Origin of the sequence: Rhodococcus sp. H-CA8f (assembly GCF_002501585.1) — a bacterium.
In the GTDB taxonomy this organism is placed as follows: domain Bacteria; phylum Actinomycetota; class Actinomycetes; order Mycobacteriales; family Mycobacteriaceae; genus Rhodococcus_F; species Rhodococcus_F erythropolis.
The window spans coordinates 5144126-5156622 of record NZ_CP023720.1; the positions used below are offsets into that span (position 1 = coordinate 5144126).

At 62.2% G+C, this 12497-nt stretch carries 14 protein-coding genes; 5 read left to right on the plus strand and 9 right to left on the minus strand.

The genetic code is table 11. The features are described from left to right. Positions 1-149 precede the first annotated feature (149 nt). A complete protein-coding gene (locus CPI83_RS23970; RefSeq protein ID WP_029254561.1) occupies positions 150-800 on the minus strand; it encodes a DUF305 domain-containing protein in 651 nt (216 codons plus the stop codon). A 215-nt stretch (positions 801-1015) separates the two neighbouring features. On the opposite strand from CPI83_RS23970, the gene CPI83_RS23975 reads away from it, so the two are divergent. Continuing rightward, positions 1016-1729: a response regulator transcription factor gene (locus tag CPI83_RS23975; protein ID WP_030534660.1), complete on the plus strand. Its 714-nt coding sequence runs from the start codon at positions 1016-1018 to the stop codon at positions 1727-1729. Next, positions 1726-2832 carry an ATP-binding protein gene (locus CPI83_RS23980; RefSeq protein ID WP_097387817.1) on the plus strand — a complete coding sequence of 369 codons (1107 nt, stop codon included), beginning with the start codon at positions 1726-1728 and terminating at the stop codon, positions 2830-2832. The genes CPI83_RS23975 and CPI83_RS23980 overlap by 4 nt, the downstream gene beginning before the upstream one ends. Here the strand turns inward: CPI83_RS23980 and CPI83_RS23985 are convergent. Further along, complete coding sequence (locus CPI83_RS23985) at positions 2816-3106, minus strand: YiaA/YiaB family inner membrane protein (RefSeq protein ID WP_003945505.1); 291 nt, start codon at positions 3104-3106, stop codon at positions 2816-2818. The two genes, CPI83_RS23980 and CPI83_RS23985, sit on opposite strands and share 17 nt — an antisense overlap. 180 nt (positions 3107-3286) lie before the next feature. On the opposite strand from CPI83_RS23985, the gene CPI83_RS23990 reads away from it, so the two are divergent. After that, positions 3287-4495 carry a macrolide family glycosyltransferase gene (locus tag CPI83_RS23990; protein ID WP_097387818.1) on the plus strand — a complete coding sequence of 403 codons (1209 nt, stop codon included), beginning with the start codon at positions 3287-3289 and terminating at the stop codon, positions 4493-4495. Positions 4496-4501: 6 nt separating this feature from the next. Here the strand turns inward: CPI83_RS23990 and CPI83_RS23995 are convergent, their stop codons facing one another. Both CPI83_RS23995 and CPI83_RS24000 read right to left on the minus strand, forming a co-directional pair. After that, positions 4502-4948 carry a hypothetical protein gene (locus CPI83_RS23995; protein WP_097387819.1) on the minus strand — a complete coding sequence of 149 codons (447 nt, stop codon included), beginning with the start codon at positions 4946-4948 and terminating at the stop codon, positions 4502-4504. 57 nt (positions 4949-5005) lie between these two features. Beyond that, the gene (locus CPI83_RS24000) at positions 5006-6412 is read right to left on the minus strand and encodes a PLP-dependent aminotransferase family protein (RefSeq protein ID WP_019747079.1); all 1407 of its coding nucleotides are present in this window, start codon (positions 6410-6412) and stop codon (positions 5006-5008) included. A gap of 138 nt (positions 6413-6550) precedes the next feature. Between CPI83_RS24000 and CPI83_RS24005 the strand changes: the two genes are divergently transcribed. Then, positions 6551-7771, plus strand: a complete 1221-nt coding sequence (locus CPI83_RS24005; RefSeq protein ID WP_019747078.1) for a pyridoxal phosphate-dependent aminotransferase — start codon at positions 6551-6553, stop codon at positions 7769-7771. A gap of 83 nt (positions 7772-7854) precedes the next feature. Here the strand turns inward: CPI83_RS24005 and purQ are convergent, their stop codons facing one another. Both purQ and purS read right to left on the minus strand, forming a co-directional pair. Further along, positions 7855-8532 (minus strand): phosphoribosylformylglycinamidine synthase subunit PurQ, encoded by a 678-nt coding sequence (gene purQ, locus CPI83_RS24010; RefSeq protein ID WP_019747077.1) that lies wholly within the window; start codon positions 8530-8532, stop codon positions 7855-7857. Then, complete coding sequence (gene purS / locus CPI83_RS24015) at positions 8529-8768, minus strand: phosphoribosylformylglycinamidine synthase subunit PurS (RefSeq protein WP_003945817.1); 240 nt, start codon at positions 8766-8768, stop codon at positions 8529-8531. The genes purQ and purS overlap by 4 nt, the downstream gene beginning before the upstream one ends. A gap of 165 nt (positions 8769-8933) precedes the next feature. Between purS and CPI83_RS24020 the strand changes: the two genes are divergently transcribed. Continuing rightward, positions 8934-9581, plus strand: a complete 648-nt coding sequence (locus CPI83_RS24020) for an MBL fold metallo-hydrolase (protein ID WP_097388241.1) — start codon at positions 8934-8936, stop codon at positions 9579-9581. Between the two features lie 8 nt (positions 9582-9589). Here the strand turns inward: CPI83_RS24020 and CPI83_RS24025 are convergent, their stop codons facing one another. The 3 genes from CPI83_RS24025 to CPI83_RS24035 all read right to left on the minus strand — a co-directional run bounded on the left by CPI83_RS24025 (position 9590) and on the right by CPI83_RS24035 (position 12480). Next, entirely contained in the window at positions 9590-10951 is a 1362-nt protein-coding gene (locus tag CPI83_RS24025) for an Ig-like domain-containing protein (protein WP_097387820.1), read from the minus strand. A gap of 226 nt (positions 10952-11177) precedes the next feature. Beyond that, positions 11178-11882 carry a DUF2334 domain-containing protein gene (locus CPI83_RS24030; protein WP_019747074.1) on the minus strand — a complete coding sequence of 235 codons (705 nt, stop codon included), beginning with the start codon at positions 11880-11882 and terminating at the stop codon, positions 11178-11180. A gap of 100 nt (positions 11883-11982) precedes the next feature. Next, on the minus strand, positions 11983-12480 hold the full coding sequence (locus CPI83_RS24035; RefSeq protein ID WP_003945816.1) for a glutathione peroxidase: 498 nt from the start codon (positions 12478-12480) through the stop codon (positions 11983-11985). Positions 12481-12497: the final 17 nt, after the last annotated feature.

Genomic DNA, 12497 nt, shown 5'->3' on the forward strand with positions numbered 1-12497 from the left:
GGTCCGTCTCGCTATGGTCCATCTGACTGTGATCCATGTGGCGGTCATCCCCTCGCGTGTGATTTCGGCACTGCAGCGGTCAAACCATCAGCCTCGAACGTATGCCCGACTCGGCCACCGAGCAAGGTCACGCGGCCGAGGTCAACCGTTCATTTCTCCTTCAACATCGCTTCCATCTGAGTGATTTCCGCCTGCTGACCGGCAATGATCGCTTCTGCCATCTTTTCCGCCGATGGATCGAGCCCGTTGTCGAGTTCGGTCTGGGACATGGTGATGGCACCCTTGTGGTGCTCGATCATCATCGTCAGCCACAACTTGTCGAACTCCGCGCCACTGGCGTCGGTGAGGGCGGTCATGTCGTCGGCCGACATCATGCCCGGCATCTCGGCCATCCCGACGCCGTGTCCCGCATGCGCCGAATCATCCATGCCCTCCATCGAACTCGACGAAGGATCGGGGCGTCCCCACTTCGTCAGCAATTCCGTCATCTGAGCCATTTCCGGGCCTTGCGCTGCCTCTATCTGCGCTGCAAGAGAGAGAAGTTCGGCATTGTCGGTTCGACCGTCGACCATTCCGGCCATGTCCAATGCCTGCGCGTGATGCGGGTACATCCCTTCGAGAAACTCGATGTCGGCAGCATTGACACCCGCAGGAATCTCCGACTGTGCTGCGACGCTGGTTGTTTCGGAAGAATGGTTGACGCTCTCCCCGGAGTTGTCCGAGCATCCGGCAATCAACAGTGCTGCCGCTGCCACAACCGGTACGAACCGTGCGGCGCTCTTCCTGACCGTCAAAGACATGTTTCACTCCCGAGAATTGATTCTGTTCGATATGCGCTGCACCACAATTGATTTGACAACAATGCTGCACATGCACAGTTGCCACGTTACCGGCGAAAATCCGACTCGAAGCCCGATAACCGGCCCAAACAGGCTTCCTTCATCGAATCTTCACAGTCGAGCGGAAACCACCACACGACAGCAATGCAGACACACAGTCGACTAACCTCGGTTTGATGAGCGCCGAACTACGACCTGGTGAGGAACCGGGGCGTGTACTTGTCGTCGACGACGAGACTGCCCTCGCGAAGGTTGTCGCCAACTATCTGACACGCGAAGGATTCACCGTGCGCCTCGCCCACGACGGGCCGAGCGCAGTACGCTCGGTGCGCGAATTCGAGCCCGCGCTGATCGTGCTCGATCTGATGCTCCCGGGCTTCGACGGCATGGAAGTCTGCCGACGAATCCGCACCTTCTCGGACGCGTACATCCTGATGCTCTCCGCCCGCGGTGAAGAGTCGGACAAGGTGACGGGTCTGGCGGCCGGCGCGGATGACTACGTGGTCAAACCCTTCGGCCCCCGCGAGTTGGTTGCGCGAGTGAAAGCTCTGCTCAGACGGCCACGCGCGTCGAGTTTGCTGCCGAAAGTGCTGCCAACGCCTCCCGGACTCGACATCGACGTCCTGGCCCGCACGGTCCGTGTCGACGACAACCTGGTCGATCTGACCCCCACCGAGTTCACCCTGTTGTCCGCGCTCGCATCCCGACCCGACGCAGCCTGGAGTCGGGCCGAGATCATCGCCTCGGTGTGGGGGTCGCCCTGGTTCGGGGACCAGCACATCGTCGACGTCCATGTCCGTGCATTACGCCGCAAACTCGGCGACGACGCGACCGATCCGCGGTTCATCAGAACCGTCAGGGGCGTCGGATACTCACTGAGGTCGTCATGAACGCGGTCGTCATGAAAAGACTCGGGCTACGCGGAAAACTACTGCTCGCGCAGCTCGCCGTCCTGTTCGTCGCCTGCCTCGTCATCGCCGCCGTTGCCATCGCCGTCGCTGCCCCGCTCTTTCACAACCACCTCATGATGGCCGGCATCGAAGACTCGAATGTCCGTACCCACACCGAAGAAGCATTCGCTCAGACCATGACCATTGCTCTGTTGTGCGGGATCGCGGTCGCGCTGGTGGGCGCAGGCATCGCCGCGGTCTACATCGTCCGACGCGTCACGGCACCGATCACCATGCTGGCAGAGGCGGCGCAAAGCGTCGCCGACGGGAACTTCGACGTGACTATCGGCAGGTCCGACGTAGATGCCGATTTCACGCGTCTCGAAACGGCATTCGCCGACATGGCTGCACGCCTTGATCATTCGGATCGGGTCCGCAAACGACTGCTTGCCGACCTTGCCCACGAATTGCGCACTCCGGTATCGACTTTGGCTGCGTACGTGGACGGTATCGAGGACGGAGTTGTGCCGACAGATCCTTCGTCGTGGTCGGTGATGCGCGATCAACTCGAACGCCTGCGTCGGCTGTCGTGCGATCTGGCGGACGTCTCCGCTGCCGACGAACACGCTCTCGAACTCGATCGCCGGACCGAGAATCTCGACGACATCGTCTGCAGCGCAACGGCAGCAGCGGGGCCACGTTTTGCCGATCGTGGAGTCGAATTGACAACCGCCCTGCCTCCGCAACCGGTCACGGCCGAGGTCGATCGCCAACGAATCGAACAGATCCTCGCCAACCTGCTCGAAAACGCGTTGCGGCACACTCCAACCGGAGGTTCGGTGACGGTGACACTCGCACGGGAAGGTGATCACCTCACGGTGTCCGTCACTGATACCGGTGACGGAATTCCCGCAGACCAACTCGAATCCGTCTTCGACCGTTTCCATCGCGGTGATCGATCCGACGGCTCTGGTTTGGGACTCACCATTGCGAGGAGCCTCGCGCTGGCGCATGGCGGCAACCTGACGGCCCGCCGCAACGAGCAGCCGCTCGGCAGCACGCTCGTCCTCACTGTGCCGATGGGACTCAGGCAGCTGCCTTGAACGGATCGTGCTCGGCGATCAACTTCTCGAGTCGAGCCTCGTCCACTCGAACCCTGACGGTAGACGCCTCCTGCTGATCACGAATCACCTTGGCCAACGTGAACGTACTGGTGACCAAGAACAGCAAGGACATTCCGAGAAATCCGCGTTGCCACGCATCGATCGGAAGATACGCAATTCCGAGGAGGGTGCCGACAAAACTGACGGCAAAGGCTATTCCGGCCTGCAGATAGAAGGCTGCAGTGGTCTTCGAAGGTGTTGTCGGTGTGCTCATGCTTCGAAGTCTGCTCGCCCATCCCGGCACTCGGATGCGTAGTCCTACTCGAGTGCGCACGGTACTTCCCCGGCATAAATCAGATGCCGTTACCCATCCTGGTGGATAGTCTCGGTCCGGTATCCGGAGTTGTTCCAGAACAGTTGTTGTTCGACAACAGTCAGACGGCAGGAGTGATCGATGACCCGCAGACATATCGCCATGGTGAGCATTCCGGCACCTGGCCACGTCAATCCAAGCCTGGCGATCATCGCGCGTCTCGTCGCCGCCGGTCACCGCGTCACCTACGCCAACGACGAGTCGATGCGCGAGGTCATCGAGGCGACCGGGGCCGAATTCGCACCGTACGTCTCCACGCTGCCCAGCCTCGTTCCTTCCCCTGACGGCGCCGAACCGGAGAAGAGTTGGGATGGGGATCTGATCGATCAGTTGACGATTTTCCAGGACGACTACGAGGCGATGCTGCCGCAGCTGCGCCAAATCTACGACGACGACCGTCCCGACCTCTTTCTCTACGACATCGCCGGGATCCCCGCGCGAATACTGGCTCAGCAGTGGAACGTTCCCATCATCCAGTTGTCGCCGACGTATGTTGCCTGGGACGGCTACGAAGCCGACGCCGCACCGATGTACGACGAGATTCGTTCCGATCCGAGAGGCGTCGACCTGCTCGATCGGGAGGCCCGGTTCTTCCGCGCCGAAGGCGTCGAGGTCGATCCGCGTGAGTTCACCGGACGCCCACCCCGTGCAATCGTGCTGATCGCAGAATCGATGCAGCCCAACGCCGATCGCGTGAACCGCGACGTCTACACGTTCGTCGGCCCCGCACTCGAACCGAGCAATCAACCCTGGGTGAACCCGGATCCCGAACGCAAGCTTGTGTTGATTTCGCTGGGTTCAGCCTTCACCGATCATCCGGATTTCTATCGCACCTGCGTCGAGGCTTTCGGCCCGATGGACGGCTGGCACGTCGTCCTCCAGATCGGAAAGCAGGTGCAGATCTCGAATCTCGGACCACTGCCCGACAACGTCGAAATACACCGATGGGTACCGCAGTTCGCGATTCTGCAGCAGGCCGACGCGTTCGTGACCCACGCGGGTATGGGCGGATCCAGCGAGGGACTCGTGACCGGCACGCCCATGATCGCGGTGCCGCAAGCCGTCGATCAGTTCGGCAACGCCGACTCGCTCGTCGACGCCGGTGTCGCAGTACGCGTCGACGGCGCTACCGTCACGCCAGTAGAGCTTCGTGAGGCGCTGACCCGGGTGAGCTCGGACGAGTTCCGCCGACGCAGTGCAGAGTTGGCAAAAGAACTCGCAGCGGCGGGCGGTGTATCTCGTGCCGTCGAGTTGATCGAGGCCGCCCTGCCAGACAGCGGGCGGCGGTAGTGGTGGCTACCAGTGCCAGGCGTCGCCGCCCACGTTCTTGATGGTTCGCTGCAGAACCGTGATGGTGGTGACGAATTCTTCTTCGCTGATTCCCTGCATCCGCTCTTCCTGCAGCATCTGCTGTACCCGCGCGGCGCGATCGAACTGCTGGGAGCCCGCATCAGTAGGGAGAAGGACAGACTCGTCTTCACGCGCCCAGCCCAGGTCGAGAGCAGAGTCGACGGCCGCGTCGATCACGTCAGTTGATTCGTTCGGACCGATCGTTCGCAGGAGGACAGCTCGCTCCACCCCTTCAGGGTGCAGCGAAAGTTGGTGCAGGACCCACCACCCCGGCTGGGTCACGCCGATTGCTTCGAGCGCTCCGCGCGTGCGCGCGCGAATCGCTTCACCGGCGCGCGCTGTCCAGAATCCGATCGGCTGATTGGCCGGTGGCTGCATCGCTTGTTTGTTCATGGACACGACGATAAAACCTCAACGGAAGTTCAGGTCAACCACCAGCGAGGTGAAGTTCTACATATGTTGTGTGATTGCTCGGCCGATGATGCGGGCGGCGTCGGGGAACTCACCCGGGTTCGGTCCGGCGTAGTTGAGCCGCAGGAACTTTCCGGTCGGTTCTGCCGGGAACCAATCGTCACCGGCCCCGACGATGACGCCGGCCGACCGGCAGTCCTGCACGACACGTTCGAGATTCGTGGTGTCCGGGAGCCGAAGCCAGAGGTTGAGTCCGCCTTGCGGTACAGCGTCGAGGTGAGCGTCCGGCGCATGCTCGCGCAGACTCGACACGAGGAGGTCGCGTCTGGCCTCGAGTTGGTGACGAAGCCGGCGCAAGTGCGTACGCCAGGCCGGTTGGGTCACGACGTCGAGCGCTACCGCTTGCAGCATCCCACTGACATACATCGAATCCGCCTGTGTATCAGCAAGAATCCGCTCGTAGGCCGGCCCTCGGGCGATCAATCCGGCAACTCGCACCGATGGCGACACGCTCTTGGTCAGTGCACGAAGGTAAACGACGTGTCCGCTGTCGTCGCGTGCAGCGATGGGGCTGGGATCCGCGGTGATTCCGAAGTCGAGCGCCGAACTGTCCTCGATGAGGAAGGCGCCGTGCCGACGGACGGTGTCGAGAACCTTGTCAGCCAACGACGGCGACCACAGCGCTCCCGTCGGGCTCGCGAAGCTCGGTTGCGCGTAGAACGCACGGGCACCGGTCTGTTCGAATGCACGCGAAAGCTCTTCAGGATCAGGACCGTTGGCGCCGCTGGAGATCGGAATGACCGTCACACCGGCCTGCGCGGCAGCCAGGATCGCACCCCAGTAGGTCGGCGATTCCATGAGCAACGGACGCCCCTCCCCCACCAGCGCACGGAAGGACGTCGCAAGCCCACCCTGACTGCCGGGAAGTACAACCACGTCGTTCGGCCCGGGCGGAGTGATCCCGGCGGGAGTTGCGGAACCCAATTCGGAGGCAAACCAGGACTGCAGTTCCGGAAGCCCGGCGGCGAGGGGCCGATTGAACACGGCGTCGGTTCGCGTCGCCCTGGTGAAGGCTGCACGAACCAGACCTTCCGGCAAGAGCTCTCGGGCCGGATAGCCGGAATGCAGCGCGATCACGTCGTTGGAGGTGGACTGCAGCGCAATAGGAAGCTGCAGACGATAGTTCGGCGATCCGAGCGCCGCGGTCTGCCACCCGTAATCGTTGGGTCGCACGACGCGTGCGGCGCGTACGAAGGTCCCCACACCGGGACGAGCCTCCACAACCCCCTGAGATACCAGCGTTCGCAGCGCCTTCTGCACGGTGACCGGGCTCGCCCCGTGCAGGCTCACGAGCGACCGAGTGGACGGAAGCTTCGCGCCTGGAGGTGCCGTCGCGATCCATTCGCGCAAGGCTGCGACAATCCTCGAACTGCTATCATTGGACATGTCGAATCATAGTAGCGCTACTCCCCTCTCGCCGCTAGCGCTATCGCGAATCAATGTCCGTTTCCAGACCGAACCCTGAGGCGCCCTTCTCATCAGAAACACAACTCGCCCACCCGAACCGGAGAGGTACGTAACCGCGTGAACACACCCATCGATCAGGCCCGCAAGCTCGAGAATGTCAGGTACGACATCAGAGGGCGAATTCTCGACAAGACCGAAGAACTCGAGGATCAGGGACACACGATCCTGCGACTCAACGTCGGTAATCCAGCCCCCTTCGGATTCGAAGCACCGGACGAAATCATGATGGCCATGATCCGCAATCTCCCTACCGCCCAGGGATATTGCGATTCTCGCGGACTGTATTCGGCGCGCACCGCGGTGGTCCAGTACTACCAGACGCGGGGTATCACCGACGTCACCGTCGACGAGATCTATCTCGGAAACGGCGTCTCCGAACTGATCACGCTGACGATGCAGGCGCTCTGCAATCCCGAGGACGAGATCCTGATTCCCGCTCCCGACTACCCCTTGTGGACGGCTTCGGTTTCACTTGCCGGCGGCACGCCGGTTCACTACCTCACCGATGAAAGCCAGGGCTGGGCACCGGACTTCGACGATCTGGAAGCCCGGATCTCTCCGCGCACCCGAGGGATTGTCGTCATCAATCCCAACAATCCGACGGGCGCCGTCTACTCGACGGAGGTGCTGCAACGCTTCGTCGACATTGCCCGCAAGCATGACCTGATGCTCTTCGCCGACGAGATCTACGAGAAGATCGTCTACGACGGCCGATCCATGACAAACCTTGCGTCGATGACCGGGCGAGACGTTTTGTGTCTGACGTACTCGGGGCTGTCCAAGGCCTACCGCGTCTGCGGGTTCCGAGCCGGATGGCTGGCCATCACCGGACCACTCGAGCGGGCGTCGAGTTTCATCGAAGGCATCAAACTGCTGGCCAACATGCGAATGTGTGCCAATGTGCCGGCGCAGCACGCGATCCAGACCGCACTCGGCGGACGCCAGTCCATCGAGGACCTCCTGCTCCCGCAAGGTCGACTGACAGCACAGCGCGATCTCGCGCACAGCACGCTCAACAGCATCGACGGGATCAGCTGTCAGCAGGCCGACGGCGCGCTGTATCTGTTCCCGAAGCTCGACGTCGACAAGTTCGGCATCGTCGACGACGAGAGGTTCGTTCTCGATCTACTGGAATCGGAGAAGATTCTGGTCAGTCACGGCCGCGCGTTCAATTGGATCGAACCCGACCACTTTCGGTTGGTGACCCTGCCGAACACCGACGACCTCGCGACCGCCCTCGAGCGTCTCGGCAACTTCCTCAGTTCCTACAGCCAGTAACCCGAGAACCGGGACGCCCCCACAAACGACTGAACGCCGACCGGATTTCCGGTCGGCGTTCAGTGGTGAAAATCAGCAGGCGATCAGGCAGTGACGATCGCGTCGAGTGCCGAGTAGAACAAGCCGAGTCCGTCGTCACTCGGTCCGGTGAGAGCCTCGGTGGCGTGCTCGGGGTGCGGCATCAAACCGACGACGCGGCCGTTGGCCGAAGAGATACCGGCGATACGACGCTGCGAACCGTTGGGGTTCTCCTCCGAGTAGCGAAAGACGACGCGGCCTTCACCCTCGAGTTCGTCGAGAACATTTTCGGAAGCCTGGAATCGACCTTCACCCGACTTGAGCGGGATGAGGATCTGGGCGCCGGCCTCGTAACGCGAGGACCAAGCCGTGTTGTTGGCTTCGACCGTCAACCACTCGTCGCGGCAGATGAAGTGCAGACCCTGGTTACGGGTCAGGGCACCGGGGAGCAAACCTGCTTCGCAGAGGATCTGGAAACCGTTGCAGATGCCCAGGACCGGCATGCCGCCCTTGGCTGCTTCGACAACCTTGCCCATCGCGGGAGCAAAACGTGCGATCGCGCCGCAACGAAGGTAGTCGCCGTAGGAGAATCCGCCGGGAACGACAACCGCGTCGACACCCTTGAGGTCTGCGTCGCCGTGCCAGAGTTCGACAGCTTCACCGCCGGCCAGGTTGATGGCCCGAGCAGCATCGATGTCGTCGAGCGTGCCCGGGAACGTGATAACCCCGATACGTGCGCTCATGCCTCGACTCGCCTGACGGTCCAATCCTCGATCACCGTGTTGGCCAGCAGGCCTTCGGCGATCTTCTCGAGTTCGGCGTCTTCGACACTGCCGTCGATCTCCAACTCGAACCGCTTGCCCTGACGGACATCGGATACTCCTGCAAAGCCCAGGCGAGACAGTGCCCCGACAATTGCCTGTCCCTGGGGGTCGAGAATCTCGGCCTTGGGCATGACTTCGACGACGACACGGGCCACGTGCTGCTCCTCGGTACTAGTGCGCGAACCCGGAGTGAAACGCTCGGGTGATGGCCAGTTTACCGGGCGCACCCGAGATGGTTCGCATCGAGTGATCGGGGCGTGACGGCCAACACCCGCGAAACCCGCCTGCGAGTCACTCCAGGGCGGCGCATACTCGAAATCATGCGACTGACACATTTTGGCCATTCCTGTGTGCTCGTGGAGTTGAACGGATCGAAAATCCTCTTCGATCCCGGCAACTTCTCGCACGGATTCGAAGGCATCACCGGCCTCGACGCCATCCTCGTGACACATCAACACCCCGATCACGCCGACCCGACGCGGCTACCCGAACTGACCGAAGCGAACCCCGACGCGGTGCTGTACAGCGATCCGCAGACGGCTGAGAAGCTCGGTGGGCGCTGGACGGGAGTCCGGCCGGGCGACCGGTTCAGCATCGGCGACGTCGAGGTGACCGGAACCGGCGGAGAGCACGCGATCATCCATCCGGACCTACCGATGATCGACAACACCGCGTTCCTCCTCGGCGACGCCACCAACCCGGCGCAGTTCATGCATCCCGGCGATTCCCTCTACATCCCCGAACAGAAGGTCGACGTTCTTGCCCTTCCCGCCGCCGCACCGTGGCTCAAGATCTCGGAGGCCATCGACTACCTTCGCGCGGTAGCGCCGCGCGTCGCGGTTCCCATCCATCAAGCGATCATCCGCGACGAAGCCACAGGCATCTTCTACGGTCGCTACTCGGAAATGGCAGCCGACGGTACCGAGTTCCGAGTTCTCGGCGAGGAGTCGAGCGTCGAAGTCGCCTGATTCAGTCCTCACGCACTCACATCGACGACGATCCAGCCGGTGCTCGTCCCACCGGCCGCGTCGGTGAGTGTGTAGAGAATCCTGTCGGTGCCTGTCTTCGTTCCGGCCTCGAACACCACTTCGCCGTTTTCGAGCTTTACGGTGCCACCGAGAAGTGACGTCGCCTCGACCCCGGTTACCTTGATCGAATCTCCGTTGCTGTCATGATCATTCGCGGCGGCGTCGACGGTGACTGTGCCACCTGAGCGGATCTGCGCGGTGTCGAGTGCGGCGTACGGCGGGATCGGGCTTGTCGTGTACCGACCGACGTCGTCGAGTCGATCCGAGGCCACGTCGGCGGCATCGACGATGGCAGCGAATTCGGTGCCGTCGAAGCGCGAGAGGTCGTTGCCGTTCATGATGGTCGATCCCTCGGCGCCGCCGCCGTGATAGTCGTCGGCGTAGAAGTTGTGGCCCAACTCGTGGCGGAGAACGCGGCTGAAGTTGCCATCGGGCTCGGCCCCGACCTGCGCGTAGCTGTGATCGAGTTCGAACCTCGAGTAGTAGGCATTTCCGCCACCGGAAGCGCAGACGACAGTCGCCTGGTCGACGCTCGTGCCGACCTGATCGGACCACAGACCTTCCAACTGGTCGAGGTTTTCACAACTGCTCGAATACGGGTCACTCGCGGCATCGGCGCGAAGGACAACCCGACCCAGGATCGGTCGAATTCCGACGTCTCTGATCCAGATGGCAGCGGTTCGGGCCATTGATTCCTCGGCCCGATCCAGAGCGACGGCGGGACTGCCTGCGCCGTGCGCGGAGTACCACTCGCCACTGAGATCCAATCCCACCACGAACTGCTTCACCGTCTTGCCGACGCTTGCGGCCGAGGCCGACGCAATAGAGGTGGTCGGCCACTTGGGTTTTGCGTCGATCGGCGCCGTGCTGCGACCGACCACGTCGGATCCCACGAACTCGATCGAAGCACCACGATCGAAAATCACCTGCCCGCGCAGTGTTCCGGCGGAGTCGACGATGGCCGAGACGATTGCGTCCGGATGCCCTTCCACACTGCCGATGTACGAACGGGGCGCCGGGATCACCACATCGGTCAGTTCGCCGCCGCTTTCCTGTACGGCCATCGAGAAGTCGGATCCCCGCAGATTCATCTTGTGAAGCCGCAGTGCGAGTTGCTCACCTTCGTCGTCGACAGTTGCGGTGCGGGTGCCTTCGCTCGCACCACCGTCGACACCGCCCGTCGGCAGCGTGTGAACCACGCCGGTCGGAGCGGCAGACGCAACTGCCGGGACGATTGCAGCACAGACGACTGCGCCCACAGCCAGAGCGACAAGACCCTCGGCCGACTTGGAGAACCCTCGTGCGCGCATGGTGAACCTCAACTTCGTCTACTAGCGGCAGATTAACTGCACGCACTGTAGCAGCGAAAAGGTTGGGCGACGCCATACTCGAATTCAACGTCCACTTTATGCGACTTTGACCTAATCGGCCCTACTGCCTGCAAGGAACGGGATAAATGCGAAGAGTCTGCCTGCTCGGGCAACCCGGACACACGACACCATCTCGCAGCTATCGAATAGTTGCCAATGGCCGAATTCAGGCAGCGCCGAGTTCCTGCGACGGGGAGTTCCATCGGTATACCTGCGAGGTGGCCTCATGAAAAAGCGCGAGGTCCACAGCGTCGAGAACAGCCTGACGTGGGCCCTCGTTTCCCAACTGCTTGGCAGTAATCGACAATCTGACCAGTCCCCCACGCTTGGCGGCGCGCCCGGCTCCGAGAACCAATGCGCGACACCACCACGGCTCGGCCTTGAAGCCCTCGCCGATACCGAAAACCCTTCCCCGTTGCAAGGTTCCACGGGTCAGATCGTGTACTGCGCCGAGGCCTGCCATCGTCCGAAAGCCGGTCTCCGGTAACACCGACATGGCACCAGGCGACGCCACCCAGCGCGGCGGTGCGAACACCCGGGTCCTAAGACCTGCATGCTCGAGAACCCGATCCGCAGCGAGTAGTCGCAGTTTTGCTTCGTGCTTCGACAGAGTGGCGAACTCGGCTCGACGACGCTTGGTCGCGGCCTGGTCGTAGCCGTGCAGAACGATGGCGTCGCCGTGCTCACGACGCTCACGCAGCCAGGCCGTCGTCACCGCGTCGTCGGCCAGTCGATATTTGTCCTTCAGTCGCGGCGCCACCAGGAGCGACAGGCGGACACCTCGAGCGTCCATCTCGTCTGCGAATCCGGCAGCGAGATAACATGTCTCGTCTCTGATTCCGGATACCGACACGATCAGTTCTGCGGACATACTCCGATAGTGGCAGCTGTGGGTGAACAGCACACTGCCGCCGGATGATCATCCGGCGGCAGTTTTCAGCACAGCTACTAGTTCTTGAGAAGCGCGGCTACTAATTCTTGGGAAGCGCGGCTTCGATGGCGGCGACAACCTCGGGAGCGTCAGGTTCGGTCCGCGGACGGAAGCGGTTGACGACGGTGCCGTCCGGTCCGATCAAGAACTTCTCGAAGTTCCACTGGATGTCGCCCGCAGCGCCTTCGGCGTCGGCAGCCTTGGTGAGTTCGGCGTACAGCGGATGCTGGTTCTCGCCGTTCACCTCGATCTTCTCGAGGAGCGGGAACGTGACGCCGTAGGTAGTGGAGCAGAACGTCTCGATCTCTTCGGCGGTACCCGGTTCCTGCCCCATGAACTGGTTGCACGGGATGCCGATCACGGTCAGACCGCGATCGGCGTACTCGCTGGCCAGCTTCTCGAGCGCCGAGTACTGCGGGGTCAGTCCACACTTGGATGCCACGTTGACCACGAGCACGGCACGGCCGTCGTATTCACCCAACGAGGTGGGCACGCCACCGAGGGTGTTGATCGCGATGTTCTGTACTGGAGTTGTCATAGGTCCAACTTAGCGAC